Origin of the sequence: Leptospira sp. WS58.C1 (assembly GCF_040833995.1) — a bacterium.
GTDB classification, from domain to species: domain Bacteria; phylum Spirochaetota; class Leptospiria; order Leptospirales; family Leptospiraceae; genus Leptospira_B; species Leptospira_B cinconiae.
This window is the reverse complement of the sequence record NZ_CP162137.1, coordinates 2,220,734-2,237,655: the sequence shown is the minus strand read 5'-3', so window position 1 is coordinate 2,237,655 and position 16,922 is coordinate 2,220,734. Positions and strand designations below refer to the sequence as shown.

Here is a 16,922-nt window from a genome sequence, read left to right as displayed (position 1 = left end):
TTAAGATAAAAAAGGTTCTCCCGGATTTGGTCCTTTACATTGTTTGACGAGGGACTTTGCCTCATCCAGCTTCCAAGAATCAAAATATCTTTTATCCTCCTGGCTTAGATCCGGACGAAGTGCGATCGGATTTCCGCTTTGATCCGCGTAAATCCCTCTTCTTCCGAAAAATCTACCCCCTGCTTCTTGCGGTTGCACTACCTTCTTCTTTTCTCCCCTCATTTGAAATGCAAGTTTTGCATTTTCTACATAGGATTTCAGTTCTGGAGGATCTACAGAGATTGTATGGTCAGGTCCGGGAAGTGTTTTGTCCAAGGTAAAATGTTTTTCTAAAACGCCTGCGCCTAACGACACTGCCAATGCGCCAGCGATACTTCCTGCAGTATGATCCGAAAAACCTAAAGGACCATTGAATATATTTTTATAATATTCTATAGTTTGCAAATTCGCTTTTTCTGGAGGGGTGGGGTAAAGAGAAACACAATGGAATAATACCAGATCCTTTACTTTTTCGGATTCCAAGAGTTCCAATGCTCTAATAACTTCGAAACCTTCCGCTGCGCCGCTAGATAAGAATAAAGGAAGTCCTGTGCTTGCACATTTTTGCAGAAGGTGTTTGTTTACGATATCTCCGCTCGCAATCTTAAGAGCTTTTACTCCTATATTTACTAAAAGGTCTACGCTTCCAGGATCTAAAGGTGTGGAGAAGAAGAAAAGGCCTTCTTCCTTTGCCGTTTTTTGGAATTCAGTGTGCAATTTTTCGGAAAGCTCGTAGGTTTGGAAAATATCCACGAGAACTTTCGCCTTAGGATTTTTAATATCTAAAAAGTTTTCGGTTCTGTAGGTTTGGAATTTTACCGCATCCGCACCCGCCTTTTTTGCAGCCTGGATGGTCTTCTTTCCTAATTCCGGATCTGCGTTATGATTCAATCCAATCTCGGCGATTATAAACGGGGAAGAATCCGGACCGATTTCCCATTTTTCTTCCAAACGAAAACTTTTTGAAAAAGACATTCTTTCTCCTGAAATGAGAGGTAATACCCTTAAGACTAAGATCGGAATACTTAGCCGGAAAGGGAAGGATGATTTCTCTCGGAATTCAGTCTAAGTAGCAAGGCAAGAAAATAAACATAGATCTGTTTGTTGGAGCTCCTACAAATTTTAGGACAGAAATCGATAGGAAAAAAATCCGATTTTGTGCGATGGGTTCGGGGTACCACCGACCGGCCCCCGCCCAGAAAGGGCGGGGAGATTTTCTACCAATATCCGATTCCCCAAACCTAAAAATTTATTTCTCCGGAAAGATCCGATTCGTATTTAAAAGTTCATAACTCAGATTTAAAAACGCCTTAGCTTTCCGCTCATATTCGTCGCAGGTTTCCTTGATAGAGGCGCACTTGGCCTTGCTCTCACTCCAAGGCATTGGATACGCTTCTCTTAGTTCCCCTTCCGTGGACCTATAAAGTGCATATTCATTCTCGATCCAACCTATTACGCTAGAAAATGCAAAATAAGAACCGCTCGTTTTGGGTTGCGGAGAATTCGAAAGCAGATCCCTACCGAAGGAGGAAAATTTTACTTTTTTGCCCACAAGCCCCAAAATGGTCGGAATCACGTCCAATTGAGAGGAAATTTTAGGATCTAATCCCGGTTTTATATATTTGGGAGAATAAATTAACAATGGAATATTACGATCTTCGAATGGATTTAGATCCCTATGATGTGTATGATCCGCAACGAATATGAAGATGGTATTTTGGAAGTAAGGGGACTTTTCCGCCTTCTCCATAAATCTGCCGATGGACTCGTCCGAATAGGAATAGGTATTAAAATAGTCGGAATCTTTCATCGTTTCCGGATAACGATGTCTCGATGTCTCAGGAACCTGATATGGATAATGTGTGGTAAGCGTGAGACTGACCGCAACAAACGGTGGTTTCGCGTTTGAGATCGTCGTATGCAATTCTTCTAATACGTCGCCGTCATAAAATCCCCAGGCTCCCGATCTATATTTCCCTGTTTTTTCGATTTCTTCTTTTCCGATGATCGTGTCGAAACCCCAATGAGGAAAAAGAAAACTCATATTATCAAATCCTACATCTCCTCCATGCACAAAGTAGGTGGAATAGCCGACCGTTTTTAATAAAGACCCAAGGCCGCCGAAATTTCCTAAAACCTGATGAGTCCTCACCACTGTGATACCGGGACGATCCGGAATGCCTGTGAGTACTGACATTAGGCCGTTTACGGTTCTTCCTCCTGTGGCAAAAAAATTAGGAAAGTATCTGCCTTTTTGCGATAGGGAGTTAAAATAAGGAGCAAGTTCTTTTCCGCCAACGATCCCATCACCGTTCGGCTTAAGGAATTTTCCTGTCCAACTTTCCAGAAGAATGAGAACTATATTCGGGGGAGTTTCCTTTCTGGTTTCCGAAGTTTCTCTTAGAAGCGGATATTCGGGATCTATAAACTTTGCACCCGCGTAATCGATCTCTTTTCGTACGATTCGAATCGATTCTTCTTTAGACATTTGTAATTCGGGCAGAATGGACTTGGACTTAAGGTCCATAATGGTTGTGAATACTCCGTTTAACGGAAGTTGGTTTAAAAAAGGATTTTCCGAATGAATAGCTTCCGTGGATCTTAACGGTCGGGGTTGGACACCTCCTCGGAACAAAAGTAAAACTAGGATGATAGAGATCGGGATCTGTGCTAATTCCCCGTATTTATTTTCCGGAGAATATTGATATCCATTGTATTTTACAAAAAGATAAATTAGTGCGGGAAGTCCCGTAAATATTCCGAGCAATCCCAGGACCACTTTTAAGGTGTCGTTTTTGATCCCGGCTTCTATCAGTATAAGTAGGTCTTTTCCTAAAAATACGAATCCTTCATAACCTAGATGTTTGTCAGCCTCTCCGAAATAGATCGTATCTCCGATCAGATGTCCGGTCATCCATAAGAATAATGGAATCGGAAGAATTCCCCATACATATCTATAGTACTTCCAGCGATTCGGATAATGAAAGGAAGATAAGATCCAGGAGATCCCGATTACGATGGAGATCACACATAGATCAAAGCGAATCCCGATCAAAAAGGAGTTGATTACTTCGCTGATCGAGGAATTTCCCAGTTTAGGGAAGTAGATAAAGAGTAATACGAATCTAAAAGCGGTTAAAAGGATCAGAAAACAAAAAGAGTAGAATAGAATTATCCTAAGGTTTGCAGGTAGCCTTTTTATCATTCTTAATTCCAGCCTAAAAATTTAGAAAAATGGAAAACTAAAAAAGAGGAACTATATGCAAGAATCGTCATGTAAGTGAACATGAAGAACGGCCAGAAAAGGGAGTTTGTCTCTTTTTTCACAACGGCAAGAGTGGACATACATTGGCAGGCAAATGCGAAAAATATAAGTAAGCTGAGTGCGCTTGCGATCGTCCAGACCGGTTTTCCGGTTTCCGGATCCTTGTCTTTTCTGAGAGCGGATCGTAGATTTTCATCTTCGGAATCTTCTCCTTGGACACCGTATACGATCGATAATGTGGATACCATTACTTCTCTCGCTGCAAACGAAGTGATGATCCCAAGTCCCATTTTCCATCCGAAACCGATCGGTTCTAAGACGGGCTCCATCATTTTTCCCATTCTACCTGCGTAGGATTCGGAAATTTGTAAGGACTTCGCTTGGGTCGGGTTTAAATTTTCGGTTTTGGAAACTTCTACCCTTGGATAATTTGCTAAGAACCAAAGTATAATGGAGATAAATAGGATTACTTTTCCGGCATTTTCAAGGAAGGCTCTGATCTTCTTATAAACCGTAAAAAATAGACTTTTGAGAGAAGGCCATTGGTATCTCGGAAGTTCCATTAAAAAATAAGCAGGTTCCGATCTGAAAAAAGTTTTTTTGAATAGGAAAGCGGCTCCCATGGAGGCGAACATTCCTAATAGGAAAAGACCGAATAACGCTAGAACTTTAGGGGAGAAGATCCCGAAAATCGGCTCTGCGGAAAATACAGTACCTATCACTAAAATATAAACCGGATATCGGGCGGAACAAGTGATCAAAGGAGATACTAGGATTGTCGTAAGTCTGTCCGCTTTGTTTTCGATTGTTCGGGTACCCATAATTGCAGGTACTGCGCATGCCGCACTGGAAAGTAATGGGATAAAAGATTTACCGGAAAGCCCGAATTTTCCCATGAACCTGTCCATTAAGAAGGAAGCTCTCGCGATATATCCGCTTTCTTCCATGATCCCTATAAATAAGAATAACAAACTGATCTGTGGAACGAATACCAAAACAGCTCCGACTCCACCTATCATTCCTTCTTGGATGAGGGAACGCACCGGTCCGTCCGGTAAATAATTCCCGGTCCAATCGGCAAGATCGCTAATTCTTGCTTCTATCCAATCCATGGGCACTTCCGACCAGGTGAATAAGAACTGAAATACCAAGGCCATAATCCCTAAAAAGACGATAATTCCCCAAATAGGGTGGAGAAGTATTTTATCCGCAAATCCAAGTATACCTTTTTCGGTTATCTCGGAGCCGGAGACCGCCTTGGATAAAAGTTTTTTGATCCAGATGGATCTTTGGACTAGTTCTTCTCCATAAGAGAATTCTAATTTAGACTTTTGCCATTCGGAACGAATGAATTTTTTGGTTTTTTCCGGGAAAAAATTAGAAGAAGGAAGTCCAGTTTGTAGGATCTCTCCGCTAAATTCTTTAAAACTATTCTCTAATACGAATCGGACCGAATCGGGATCGTCAACGGAAAGTTTGGATAGTACGGACTCTATCAGTGCGGTCCTTTTTTTGTCCCAGGAAAAATCCGGATTTGGGATCTTATAAGAAGAAACGTCCATCAAAACTTTTTCAAAAACTTCTACACCTTCTCCCGATCTTGGATTTACGAAATAAAAAGAAACTCCAAAGGCCTTGGATAAAACTTTTAGATCTAAATGAACTCCCTTCTTTTCCAAGGTATCGTTCATTGTGACTGCGACGATCATTGGGATCTTGAGAGAAGATACCTGTAATAAAAATTGGAGCCCTCTTTCTATCGCAACCGCATCCAATACAAAAATGAGTTTGTCTTCAGCTCCTCTGGAAAGTAGAATGCGGGTTGTTACCTGTTTGTCTTCCGATTCTCCGCCTAAACTATAAGCACCGGGAAGATCCACAATATGGACCGTTGTATATTCCGTATGGATACTTCCTTCCGCTTTTTCAACGGTTACGCCATGGTAGTTCCCCGTTTTTTGTCTAAGTCCGGTTAGTCTATTGAATAATGTGGATTTGCCGCAGTTCGGATTACCTGTAAGTAAAACCCGGAACTTCTCCGTTTTGTGTTCCAAAGCCTGTATTTCAGTATTTAATAATTTCATAAACTAATTCAATTCAAGAAGGTCCGCTTCCATTTTTCGAATGGCCAATCGGACAAGTCCCAATTTTACGATCATCTTGTCCTGGTCCTGGAATTTTCGGACCACGGTGATCTTTGTCCCCGGAAGAAACCCCATATCTAAAAGATTTCGGATTAGTCCCGTTTTTCCGTATTCGTTTTTGATTCCGGTGATCTTGCCGGATTCTCCCTCTTCTAATTCGAAAAGTTTGGATTTCATTTGATAAATTTTTCCCTATCCCGGATCAGATCCAGTTCCGGCGCGAAAGATTTGATATATCTGTCAAAATATAAGATTTGTTTGATCAAAAGTCCGAATTCTTTAGGGATCTTTAATCCGTTACGATCGGAGATATCCCTGAACTCGAAAAGGATAGCGTTCATCTTTTTTTCGTCGAAGGCGTCCAATTCCCCCATTTGAATATCTAAGACCATTTTACTCATCTGATCGAAAACCGTTTCCAGGTCCTTGGCTAATTTTTTCTCGTCTATCCCTTGGGCAGTCCCATCCATACGAACTAAACCGTTTGCGATCCGATCCGTTCTATTCAATGCAAGTCCTTCCAAAAAGATCATTAGGCCTTCCCAAACTTTGGAGGAGATCCTTCCTACGATCCCGAAATCGATAAAACCTACCGTTCCATCCCTAAGGATCATTAGGTTTCCTGCATGTACATCTGCATGAAAAAATCCCGATCTTGAAAGTGTGGAAAACCAAATCTCCAAAGCATCCGAAAGCGTTTTAGAAGGATCCTTACTGAACTTGCGCAGAGAGGTTTCGTCGGTGATAGGAGCTCCATAAAATTTTTCCATGACCAAAACTTTTTTGGTGCTGAGTTCTTTATAAATTTTAGGGACTCTTGCTCTGGTCTCTCCGTTGGAGAGAAGGTATCTTTCGAATTCTTCGCAATTGTTTGCTTCTTTTATAAAATCTATCTCTTCTAAGATCGAGGATTGGAACATTCCTACCATTTCGGAAAGTCCCGATTTATTCAGGCCGGGTACAAAAATTTCGAATAGTTTGGATGCTAAGAATAGTAGGTTAAGATCCGCTCCTAACGCACTTTCTATATCCGGCCTTTGCACTTTTACTACTACGTCCAAGCCGTCCTTGGTCACTGCGGAATGGACTTGCGCAATGGAGGCGGATGCCATCGGTACGGGATCTATACTTTGGAATAAGTTTTGAAAATCTCTACCCAGTTCTTTTTTTAATACTTTCCGGACATCTGAAAACGGAAGTGGTCGTACGGAATCCAAACATTTTTGCATCTCCGTTACGATCTCTTCGGGAAAAAGAGAAGGGGCCGATGCGATAAATTGGCCCAATTTAATATACGTTGCGCCTAATTCCTCAAACGCTTCTCTCAATCGGACCGGAATATTACGGGATCCACTTCCTCCAGTGGCCAAATCCTTTAAAAGTAGGATGGTTTTAGTGGAAAAAACATAACTGCTGGTCACTATACGACTAGCGCTGTTTACCCCTTGCAGAAGTTGGTCTAGGAATCCTGGCATTTCAGCTCCAGATTAAGATAACTTGAAAGAAGCACAATCCAAATCAAGGAGAAAGGAACCTCCATTTGGGATAAAGGAACCCGAAGAAGGGTACTCGGGTCTATTTTGTATGTTCAGCCGAGAAAACCGTATTTTGGTTTACGGGAGCGGCGAGAATTAGAGTATGGCTCTCGAACGATAATTTCGGTCAGTGGTATGAGTGGCGAATCGGTTTTATTGCAAGAATTAGAAAAACTCGAACTGAACGACCTAAAGAAGACCGCCTCTCTCTGGAACATTCCCAAGCTCCCGTTCAAAGAAAAGAATAAGAACGTTAAGTTTCTTTTCGATAGTTTTCTCGACGAGTTTTACCTCAAAGGTGTACTGGAAAAACTCACAGTACTCCAAGTTAATATCTATACCTCTATCTTAAAAAATAAGAATGTCCTCACTCTGGGAGAGATCTCCCGAAAAGTAAACATTCCGCCAATCAATGTAGAGATGGAACTAAACCTTCTCCGCAAATACCAACTCGTATACCAAAGAAAAAACAGAGAAAGACTTACCAATAATCTGGATAAGTATCATGCGTATGACGAGCTGGCTGCTCTAGTTTCTTTAGATCAAAATCTCAAAGGGGACAAATACAAAGTCTCCGTCGAAAAACTTCTAGATCGCAAGAAATTGACCGACATTTCCAATGAATGGAAAAAGGCCGTCAAGGCCCCTGCAAAAATAGATAGTATTCGTAAGTTTATCACTCATGCGACTTCCGACGAGGCGTATGAGGCGGCTATCCAATCCTTATCGGAATTGGAAAGAGATACCGTCGTCAGGATCTATTTAAGCGGTGGTGCAGCTGACGCGGACGATATCAGAAGTTTTATCGTGATGAGCAGGGGCAAATACGAGACTATTATTCCTTCATTAGTCGAAAAGGGAATGATCGCCGATGTTTGTTTCGTAGAGGAGAAGTTCGTTAGGATCTTCGCTCTTCCGGAAGAACTTCTTAAACATATCCAGAACAATCCGATCCTTCCTTCCGTTAAAAAAGGAACTCGCCAGAGACAGGAAAAACTCGCCACCAACGAGTTGGACTTCTTCTTAAATACGAAAAAATTACTTTCATATATCAGCAGAAAGGGCTTGGTTCTTGCAAAATCCGGCAAGGTTAAACAGGCGGATCATAAAAGAACAGAGCAGGAATTATTAAATCCGGACATCAGTATTTTCCCAGAAAAAAGCCAGATCTATCAGATGGAACTGATCCTTCCGATCCTGAAACTTTTGAACCTGGCGGATATCAAAGGGGAGAATATCATTCTGAGAGGGGATCTGGACGGTTTCCTCAGCAAGGATATTTTCGAGATCATGAAACTCGTCATCCATGAGGTGAACGAGGCCAGAATGAAACGGGTGAATCCTCCGGAAGTTTTCCAACCGACGGAAATGCCTTTTTACGATAAAATGATCTTGGACAAATGTGTAAATCTGATCATCAAGTCCAAACGTATCCATCTTTCCGTTATTTTCTCGAATATTATCAGGGAACATCTGATCTTTAGCCCTGGCTTCCGCACGAAAAATTTCCAGACGGATCTAGCGGATCTTCGTAAGGAGATCATGAGTGCGATCTTCTATCTGCATTTATTCGGATTATTAGAAGTAGAATATCCGAGCCGTTTCCTGACTCTTTCCAAGCTGGGAGAATATTTCTTCCAAACGGGAGAGTTGGCAGGAGTTACGGAGAAGGGTGGAATTACGATTAACCCGGACTTCTCCGTGATCGCGTTCCCGGAAAAAGTTTCCATATACGGAATTCATCTTTTAAAAGCTTTCACAGAACTCAAAGACTACGATAGGGTGTATACTTTTGTTCTGACCAAAGAAGCCTATCAATTAGGAATTCTTTTGGGATACAAAACGAACGAGTTTGTGGATTTCTTAAAAGCATCTAGCAAAGCGGAACTTGCCCAAAACCTTCTATTCTTATTGGAAGACTGGGGTGGGAACCTGCCTGTGGTGGAAGTCGCGGAAGATTGTGTCCTTGTACGCACGAAAGACCAGAATGTAATGGAACTTCTACTTGGACAGATCAAAGGCAAAAAAATCGTTTTGGACGAGATTGGACCAACCGCAGTGCTTGTGGACAAAACTCGTGTCCAAGACGTAATCACAGTCGCTGAAAAACTGAATCTGATCATCAATTTAACTAGATAGTTTTTTATTTCACACAGAGGGCACGGAGTTCACTGAGGTGAGTTTCGTTGTTTGGAGATCTTTTGTTTTTGTCTCCGTGATCTCTGTGTTCTCCGTGCGAAACACCGAAATCGGAAAGTTTTTCAATCCGGGGTGACTTTGATCTTGGTTTTGAATTCCCATTTGCGGAAGGGAGCTAAAGCTTGTAGCCTTTCTTCACTCACGAAAAAAAGACCTTCCCCGAATTTAACCAATCCACCCTTATAATGGGCGTATTTGGTTTTGTGATCGATCAGACCTATTTCTTTTACCTTATTCCAATCATCACAAGTTTTCAGGGTGGGCACTCTCCGGAGATACAATTCCTTGATTGAACCGTCCCTTACAGAGTCCCTTAAGATCTTTTCCCATTCCATATATAGCGCAAATTAGAATAAATTCTCTAAAATGCAACTAAGTTTCGAAATCTTCTTTTTCTCCCGAAATTCCGGGGTGTGACTTTCAAAAATGAAAATACTCTGCTTGGTTTTTCAGATCCTCGGATAAATGGGCAAGTCCCACGGAACCGGAACTCAATTCTTCCGTGGAAGATGCGTTAGATTGGGTCAGGTCATTGATACTAGAGATCGTTTTTGATATTTCTTCGATCGCCAATTTTTGCTCCTGTATCGCAGTTTGGATACCTTCCGATCTTTCCTTCACTTCCTGGCCTTTTTTGTTCACGATCCGATTTCGGACCAATTGTTCTCCCATTACGGAAGATACTTCGTTCATTCGGATATAGATTGTCTCTATCCTCTGAATAATCCCCCCGATCACGCTTACCGTATCTCGGATATTGCTTACTCCGATCCCTATCTCGGTTTCGTTCGCTTGGATGATACTTTCAATCTCCTTCATACTTTCCGAAGTTTTATCCGCGAGTTTGGAAATTTCATCTGCGACCACCGCGAATCCTTTTCCTGCGGCGCCTGCTCTAGCCGCTTCGATGGCTGCATTCAAGGCGAGAAGGTGGATCTGTTCCGAAATGGTTGTGATGATCTCTATCACACCTGTGATCTGGTCCGAACTCTGGGAAATTTTTCGGATACTTTGATCGGTGAGTTCCAAAGATTTTCCGCCTTTTCTTGCCTCGTCGGTGATCTCTTTTACATGAGAAAGAGTATTATCCAGATTTTCGGAAGTGTTTTGGATGGAAGAAGAAAATTCCTCCATCTCGGAATCCAAAGAATTCAAAAGACTGACTTGCTCTTTTGTTCTGTAAGAGATCGCATCCATTCCGGCGGAGATCTCCTCGATAGAAGCGGAAATTTCCTCCGAGGCTGCCGCTTGGTTTTGTGCATTATCCGAGATGGTCTTTAATGTATTCGACATTTCCTCGGAAGAATTTGCCAGACTATGAGAAGCATCGAAAATTTTCTGAAGTACCGCTTTAACTTTACGATTGAACTCGTTGATACTAATCGCCATCTCTCCGATCTCGTCCCGGGAGAGAACATTGAGTTTATGGGTCAGATCTCCTTCCGACATTTTTTCGATCAGGTTTTTGCTATCTCTTAAAGGTTTTAAACTTTTGGAAAGAATGAAGTAGATGATAAATCCGATTACAAACAATCCGCTAAAGGAAATCGCCAACATATAGAAGATAGTCGAGATCGCTTCTTTGGAAACCTCTTCATTTACGATGGTTACGAAAGATCTAAATCCGTACTTTTTGTTCGTATGTACCACCATGGATTTATAAGCGCCGTCCATGACATACTTGATTGGGACCCCGTCTTGCGAGTTCGTGAAAAATTTTGCGAAAGGGAGATCCTCCATCTTTTTTAATCTCATATTTTCGCTGATATGATTTAAGAAGGTCATTTTAGGAGTGAGAAGTCCCGGGTAACCCGTTTTTCCGATTTTGATGGATTGGATGACCGGATTTGTAAGATCTCCTATCCGAACGGAGAATACCAGAAATGCTTTGGAGCCGTCATTCAATTCAAATTCTCTAATATATAAAATGACGGGAGAACCGTTTTGGGGTGAATTGGAAGGTTCGCTAAAGAAGAATGCCTTTTCTTTATTTGTATTTCTGATCTCGTCCGCTCCCGGAAGTTGGAATGCGGATGTTAAGGGAACGATCGTACTACTTGCTAAAGTTCCTGTCCCTACGGAATGAGAAAACCACTCTCCCGTTTCTTTCCAGACAGCTATTCCTTCGAATCTTTGGCTGGATCCTAAAAAATTATTTAGAAAATTCTCCGCTTCTTTCCATTTTTTTTGAGAGACCAGAAGACCTAAGGTTTTATTTCTGATGATGAGTTCCGCTTCTTCTTCCGTGTCCTCATAGATTCCCTGGGTAAGGAGGTCTAAGGTATGAGCCACATTCAACATCTGGTTTGTATACGCATTCTTTAAAGATTCAAAATTGAGTTTGTAAACTACCAGAGAAACTCCGATCGCCAAAACTAGAACGATGGAAAAGAAAACCAAAGCCAAGGTCCGGGTCAGATTGAGTTTAACCAACGACTCCAATGAAATAGAACCGAAGAGATCCGTATTAGCTAAATTGTCCTTTAGCCAATCGGTGATAAGATAAAAATAGACTGCGCTCGCAAGTCCTCCGAAAACGATCAGTCCTAAAAGAATGGAATAATCCGTTTTGCTGATAGGCAAAAAGATCCCGAGTGAAATTACAAAAATTCCACCACCCATCCAAATCCTAACCAGGATGTCCAATGCGTGAAGAATGGGAAGTCGAAAGACGGTCTTTTGGGCCCCGATAACCGTATCTCGAGTTACTGCACCTTCCGCAAATTGTTTGGTATATTTTCGTAACGGTTTTAATTTATATATGGAAGAAAGTGAACTGGTGACGAGCCCAAGGACAAAAATCGCTCCCATGACGAACCAAAGTGAGGGATCCGCGTCCTTTAGATCTAGGTCCATAAAATGGACCAAAAATACGATCGCAAATGGAGTTCCGATCAGATACCCTAAACCTTCCGTTAAGAACAGAAACCTAGCGGAGAATGCGGAAATTTCTTTGTTTATATTTTTCATGCGTGATCCTGGTTGATTTTTTTTCGACCTAGTACGATCTAAAAAAGTTTCTTTTAAAAAGCCGACAAGGTGAAACTTTAAATTTGGGAAGGAAAAATTGATATTTGATTCTTTTGATAAGCGGATCGCTGTCGTGGGCGATATTCACGGATTCTGGACTTGGGTCGATACGGAATACTTTTCCAAAAGCAATTACGATTCTGTGATATTCACCGGAGACCTGGGAAACAATCTCCCGGGCAATACGAACAAGGTCGCACAACTCATCTCTAAAGTTCGGAAACCAAAGTATATCATTTTAGGAAATCATGATACTACTTCTATCCCGCAATTGCTTATGGAAATCACGAATGCCACACCTAATATGGGTTACTTAAGTCATACGTTCCATCTGCTTCGATACAAAAAGCTGCTTAAGGATCTGGGTGATACCAATGTATGCCAGTACAATCTTTTCGATATGAGCAAAGGGCTTTCCCTTTTAGGAGCTAGGCCTCTTTCTATGGGAGCTAGGTTTAATTTTCAAATATTCCTTAAGTCTGTTTTCGGAATTTCTTCGTATGATGAGTCTGAGCGAAAACTTCTGGAATTGATCCAGGACATTGATTTTCAAAAGCAGGATCTGATCGTTCTTGCCCATAACGGTCCTGCCGGTTTGGGAGTTAGGGCGCACGATATTTGGGGTTGCGATTTTAAAAGTGAGGAAGGGGACTTTGGAGACAAGGACCTAGGAAATTTTATCAGAAAGATCGTGGATCAAAACAAAAGACCAAAAGTAGTGATCGCAGGTCATATGCACCATTCTTCCAGAAAGTTAAGGGTAAAGACAAGAATTTGGAAAAAGAAAGAAGAAGGTATACTGTATCTAAATCCGGCCAGAGTCCCTCGGATCTTTTCGGATAAAGAGGGAAATATCTGGCACCATCATGTCGAGTTAACTAGAAAGAACGGGACCTGGGATGCGGAGGCGAAATATTTGAAGAATGGAGTAGAGGAAAGTTTCCCCCTCCCAGAGTTTCTTGAGAGGGAGAAAAATCGGATAGAAGGATAAGACTGAATTATTCCGAGAAAGAATCCAGCTTTTGTTTTACTTCCTCGTTTAAAGGCTGCTTTTTGTGGAAATCGTTTAACAGTTTGAGAGCCTCGTCCCTTTTTCCCATATCGGAATAGAGTTCCGAAAGTTCCACTACAGGGCGAGGGTCCATCGGAAATTTTTTGTGAAGATCCACATAAATTTCCTCCGCCTTGTCTCTTGCACCTTTCATCTTCAAAGAAGATGCTTTTCCAAGAAGTGCAAAATAATCCTCACCTTCCGAAAGAATTCTATTAAAACATTCTAATGCTTTATCGAATTCTCCCATACCTCTTAAACTATCAGCGTATCTGTTGATGATCAGTTTATTGTCCGGATCGAATTCCAGAATCCTTTCCCAGAACTCGTTCGCTTTGCGGAAATCTTTTTTGCCGCGATAAGATTCCGCCAAACCGTAGAGTGCGAAGAAGTTCCTTGGATCCAGGTCCGCCGCTCTGCGATAATAGCGGATCGCCTCATCAAAGTCTTTGATCTTACGATAACTGTTACCGATCTCTGTCAGGATCTTGATATTATCCGGTTGGATAACCAACAGTTTTTCCCACCAGCTAATTGCGTCTTTGTATCTTTGGCAGGCAAAGAATAAATGCCCCAAACCTACGATCACATACTGATCCTTAGGATTGATCTGCAGAGCCTGCATATAATATACTTCCGATTCTTTGAAGTTTTTGAGTTTTCTATGAGCGTCCGCAACTCTACTTAAGATGGATGCGTCCGTGATCGTAATATGTCGATATTCTTCGGCTACTTCGATGACCCGATTGAGTAGGTTCATCTCTCTATAGCAGTTCATAAGTCCCATTAGGGAAAACTTATTGGATGAATCTTCTTTGATACATCTGTTATAAAAATCCAGAGCCTGCCTGAATTCCTTTCGTTTAAAATGAAGGTCACCCATCCCGACTAAACCGTAAGTATTACTCGGTTCTTTAGCCAGAAGTTCCTTCAATTTAGATTCGGCCTTGTCCCATTGTCTGCTATCCAGAAAACGGTAGGCTTCTTTTGCCAGACTTTTGATCTGAGCAAAATGTGAATCTTCTTCTTCCTTTCCTGCTTGGGGTTTTTCAATAGGCTCGTTCATCGGACCGACGTTCCTTTTTAAATTTAGAAAGAAGATCCGTGAGATTCTTCATTCAATTTTTTATTTAATATTACTTTGACGGATGAGTAAAGGTTTTCCTTGGTACTAAATCCGTAAAGAAAATTTGAAATTGGAAAAAAAGAGAGAAATCTCGGTTTGCAGCGCATAAAATAATGTGAAAGTTATAGTCCATTCTTCCTTCTTGACAGGGCCCTTACTTTGCATGGAATGGATTCTAACGAGGGAAAGATGCCGAAAACCGAAGCAAAAATCTCCGGTGCCCGCTTGATGGTCGAACTCCTGGAAGAATACGGAGTGGATATCGTCTTCGGATATCCCGGCGGAGCAATTCTGCCGTTTTACGACGAATTATATAAAAGTACTAAAATAAAGCATATCCTAGTCCGTCACGAACAAGGCGCTATTCACATGGCGGAAGGGTATGCTCGTTCCACCGGAAAGTTAGGGGTATGTATCGCTACTTCCGGTCCAGGCGCTACGAACCTTGTTACAGGACTTACTGACGCAAAACTAGACTCGGTTCCTATTCTTGCAATCACCGGTCAGGTCGCAACCAACGCGATCGGGACAGATGCCTTCCAAGAGGCGGATATTTATGGGATCACGATCCCGATCACAAAGTACAATGCACTGATCAAATCCGCAGATGAGATCGCTAGACATTTCCAAGAGGCGACTCTGGTCGCTTTAGGCGGAAGACCTGGCCCGGTTCTTTTGGATTTCCCAAAAGATGTGCAGACCGAACTCACCTCCGTTCGTAAAGCGGATAAACTTAAAATAGATCCTAGGCATTATCAAAAACCTCCGATCGGCGGAGATCTGGATTCTTTTGCGGCGGCATTGAATAAGGCGAAACGACCTCTACTTTATGTGGGAGGGGGAGCGATCAATGCGAATGCTTCCAAGGAGATCAAGGAGCTTGCGGAAAAGGGGAATATCCCTGTTACCACGACTCTTATGGGAATCGGCGCTTTTCCGGGTACTCATCAACTTTCCGTAGGAATGCTTGGAATGCATGGGACCGCTTATGCAAACAAGGCAGTATTAGAATGTGATTATATTCTAAATTTGGGGGCTAGGTTCGACGACCGTGTGGCTAAGCCGGGCGAGTTTGCGGAGAATGCTGTTCGCGCTCATATTGATATCGACACTGCGGAATTTAACAAAAGGGTTTCTGTGGATTATCTTCTACACGGAGACTTGAAAGAAGTCCTAAAAGCCCTGATCCCAAAAGTGAATAAGGTGGATCGTCCTGATTGGGTCGGATTTTTAGACACATTAAAGAAAAACCATCCGTTAGAATTTGATGATTCTACCGACACCATTAAGCCCCAGGGTTTCCTTCAAAAATTGTACGAAAAAAGTAAAGGGAAGGCGATCGTTTCCACGGATGTGGGACAACACCAGATGTGGGCAGCTCAATACTATCTTTTCGAAGAAGCGAATCGTTGGTTGACTTCCGGCGGACTTGGCACCATGGGTTACGGTCTTCCTGCGGCCATCGGAGCTAAATTCGGAAATCCTAATAAAACGGTGATCTGCGTGTCCGGAGACGGATCCATCCAGATGAATATCCAGGAACTGGCTACTATCGCGATGTACAAAAAAGGGGTAAAGATCCTGATCTTTAATAATAACTTCTTAGGCATGGTCCGCCAATGGCAGGAGTTATTTTACGAGGAAAGATTCTCCGAGTCGGAATGGAATTATAACCCTGATTTCGTAAAATTAGGAGAGGCTTATTCCATAAAAGGTTTAAGAATTTCTAATAAATCCGAGATTGATAATGCATTGGAATTTTTCTTGGAAGACGACGAGGCTCGGATCTTAGAAGTTATGATCCCAGCGGAAGAAAAAGTATTTCCGATGATCCCAGCGGGTAAATCCCAAAAAGACATGATTGAATTTTCCGACACGGTTCGGGCCGGTAAAAAATGAAACATATCCTAAAAATTTTGGTAAACAATCATCCGGGTGTGATGAGCCATGTGTCCGGCCTATTTACCAGAAGAAGTTATAATATAGATTCTATCGCGGTAGGCGTTACTCAAGATCCTGAGATCTCGAATATGGTGATTGTAGTCAAAGGCGACGATTCCGTAGTCGAGCAGGTAAAACGCCAACTTCTGAAACTTCCGGATGTGATCGAAGTGGAGGACCTAGCGTATCACGACTGTATTAGCAGGGAATTAGTATTGGTTGTAGTAAAAGTAGAGGATTCTAATCGTACAGAAATCATCTCTATCTGCGAAGTTTTCCAGGCGAAGATCGCGGATCTAACTAAGACTACGATGACCATAGAGTTTTCCGGCAATACCAGACAGGTGGAACATTTTCTGGAAATGATGCAGAAATACGGGATCCAAGAAATTGCGCGGACCGGTCAGATCGCTTTAAAATACAGATCTACCTGAACTCTCTAAAAGGGAAAATTTGCCCCGAAGGGCCAATTGTTACAATTTAATTACAATTTGTTTCGGTCTCGGGAATTGATTTCTAAAAAGAAGTATACTAACCTTAAAATGGAACGATCCGGAGTTCGGATCCTTTTTCTTTTTTACAATTTCGTTTC

Annotated in this window: 12 protein-coding genes; 4 read left to right on the top strand and 8 right to left on the bottom strand. The window is 42.0% G+C overall.

The features are described 5' to 3' along the window. The 5 genes from AB3N61_RS10270 to AB3N61_RS10250 all read right to left on the bottom strand — a co-directional run bounded on the left by AB3N61_RS10270 (position 1) and on the right by AB3N61_RS10250 (position 6,923). Entirely contained in the window at positions 1 to 1,014 is a 1,014-nt protein-coding gene (locus AB3N61_RS10270) for an N-acetylneuraminate synthase family protein (protein WP_367897515.1), read from the bottom strand. A gap of 274 nt (positions 1,015 to 1,288) precedes the next feature. Further along, positions 1,289 to 3,244: an LTA synthase family protein gene (locus AB3N61_RS10265; protein WP_367897514.1), complete on the bottom strand. Its 1,956-nt coding sequence runs from the start codon at positions 3,242 to 3,244 to the stop codon at positions 1,289 to 1,291. 2 nt (positions 3,245 to 3,246) lie between these two features. Then, a complete protein-coding gene (gene feoB, locus AB3N61_RS10260) occupies positions 3,247 to 5,388 on the bottom strand; it encodes a ferrous iron transport protein B (RefSeq protein ID WP_367897513.1) in 2,142 nt (713 codons plus the stop codon). A gap of 3 nt (positions 5,389 to 5,391) precedes the next feature. Further along, the gene (locus tag AB3N61_RS10255; protein ID WP_020770792.1) at positions 5,392 to 5,625 is read right to left on the bottom strand and encodes a FeoA family protein; all 234 of its coding nucleotides are present in this window, start codon (positions 5,623 to 5,625) and stop codon (positions 5,392 to 5,394) included. Next, entirely contained in the window at positions 5,622 to 6,923 is a 1,302-nt protein-coding gene (locus AB3N61_RS10250) for an ABC1 kinase family protein (RefSeq protein ID WP_020770612.1), read from the bottom strand. The genes AB3N61_RS10255 and AB3N61_RS10250 overlap by 4 nt, the downstream gene beginning before the upstream one ends. A 195-nt stretch (positions 6,924 to 7,118) precedes the next feature. Here AB3N61_RS10250 and AB3N61_RS10245 point away from each other — a divergent pair, with 195 nt between their 5' ends. Next, positions 7,119 to 9,122 carry a helicase gene (locus AB3N61_RS10245; protein ID WP_020770863.1) on the top strand — a complete coding sequence of 668 codons (2,004 nt, stop codon included), beginning with the start codon at positions 7,119 to 7,121 and terminating at the stop codon, positions 9,120 to 9,122. A 122-nt stretch (positions 9,123 to 9,244) separates the two neighbouring features. Here the strand turns inward: AB3N61_RS10245 and AB3N61_RS10240 are convergent, their stop codons facing one another. Next, positions 9,245 to 9,517: a hypothetical protein gene (locus tag AB3N61_RS10240; protein WP_010515454.1), complete on the bottom strand. Its 273-nt coding sequence runs from the start codon at positions 9,515 to 9,517 to the stop codon at positions 9,245 to 9,247. Positions 9,518 to 9,602: 85 nt separating this feature from the next. After that, positions 9,603 to 12,152, bottom strand: coding sequence for a methyl-accepting chemotaxis protein (locus AB3N61_RS10235; RefSeq protein ID WP_257587973.1), 2,550 nt, complete (start codon positions 12,150 to 12,152; stop codon positions 9,603 to 9,605). Between the two features lie 97 nt (positions 12,153 to 12,249). Between AB3N61_RS10235 and AB3N61_RS10230 the strand changes: the two genes are divergently transcribed. Beyond that, the gene (locus tag AB3N61_RS10230; RefSeq protein WP_020770885.1) at positions 12,250 to 13,203 is read left to right on the top strand and encodes a metallophosphoesterase; all 954 of its coding nucleotides are present in this window, start codon (positions 12,250 to 12,252) and stop codon (positions 13,201 to 13,203) included. 7 nt (positions 13,204 to 13,210) lie between these two features. Here the strand turns inward: AB3N61_RS10230 and AB3N61_RS10225 are convergent, their stop codons facing one another. Continuing rightward, complete coding sequence (locus tag AB3N61_RS10225) at positions 13,211 to 14,329, bottom strand: tetratricopeptide repeat protein (protein ID WP_020770630.1); 1,119 nt, start codon at positions 14,327 to 14,329, stop codon at positions 13,211 to 13,213. Positions 14,330 to 14,578: 249 nt separating this feature from the next. Here AB3N61_RS10225 and ilvB point away from each other — a divergent pair, with 249 nt between their 5' ends. Then, positions 14,579 to 16,288 carry a biosynthetic-type acetolactate synthase large subunit gene (gene ilvB, locus AB3N61_RS10220; protein WP_036090303.1) on the top strand — a complete coding sequence of 570 codons (1,710 nt, stop codon included), beginning with the start codon at positions 14,579 to 14,581 and terminating at the stop codon, positions 16,286 to 16,288. Continuing rightward, positions 16,285 to 16,764: an acetolactate synthase small subunit gene (gene ilvN, locus AB3N61_RS10215; protein ID WP_020770835.1), complete on the top strand. Its 480-nt coding sequence runs from the start codon at positions 16,285 to 16,287 to the stop codon at positions 16,762 to 16,764. Before ilvB ends, ilvN begins: the two co-directional genes overlap by 4 nt. The last annotated feature ends 158 nt before the right edge of the window (positions 16,765 to 16,922 follow it).

Excerpts from the sequence above, each read along its gene's own strand:
- AB3N61_RS10265 (WP_367897514.1), bottom strand. The coding sequence starts at position 3,244 with ATGATAAAAAGGCTACCTGCAAACCTTAGGATAATTCTATTCTACTCT.
- feoB (WP_367897513.1), bottom strand. The coding sequence starts at position 5,388 with ATGAAATTATTAAATACTGAAATACAGGCTTTGGAACACAAAACGGAG.
- AB3N61_RS10235 (WP_257587973.1), bottom strand. The coding sequence starts at position 12,152 with ATGAAAAATATAAACAAAGAAATTTCCGCATTCTCCGCTAGGTTTCTG.
- AB3N61_RS10250 (WP_020770612.1), bottom strand. The coding sequence starts at position 6,923 with ATGCCAGGATTCCTAGACCAACTTCTGCAAGGGGTAAACAGCGCTAGT.
- AB3N61_RS10270 (WP_367897515.1), bottom strand. The coding sequence starts at position 1,014 with ATGTCTTTTTCAAAAAGTTTTCGTTTGGAAGAAAAATGGGAAATCGGT.
- ilvB (WP_036090303.1), top strand. The coding sequence starts at position 14,579 with ATGCCGAAAACCGAAGCAAAAATCTCCGGTGCCCGCTTGATGGTCGAA.
- AB3N61_RS10255 (WP_020770792.1), bottom strand. The coding sequence starts at position 5,625 with ATGAAATCCAAACTTTTCGAATTAGAAGAGGGAGAATCCGGCAAGATC.
- AB3N61_RS10225 (WP_020770630.1), bottom strand. The coding sequence starts at position 14,329 with ATGAACGAGCCTATTGAAAAACCCCAAGCAGGAAAGGAAGAAGAAGAT.
- ilvN (WP_020770835.1), top strand. The coding sequence starts at position 16,285 with ATGAAACATATCCTAAAAATTTTGGTAAACAATCATCCGGGTGTGATG.
- AB3N61_RS10240 (WP_010515454.1), bottom strand. The coding sequence starts at position 9,517 with ATGGAATGGGAAAAGATCTTAAGGGACTCTGTAAGGGACGGTTCAATC.
- AB3N61_RS10245 (WP_020770863.1), top strand. The coding sequence starts at position 7,119 with ATGAGTGGCGAATCGGTTTTATTGCAAGAATTAGAAAAACTCGAACTG.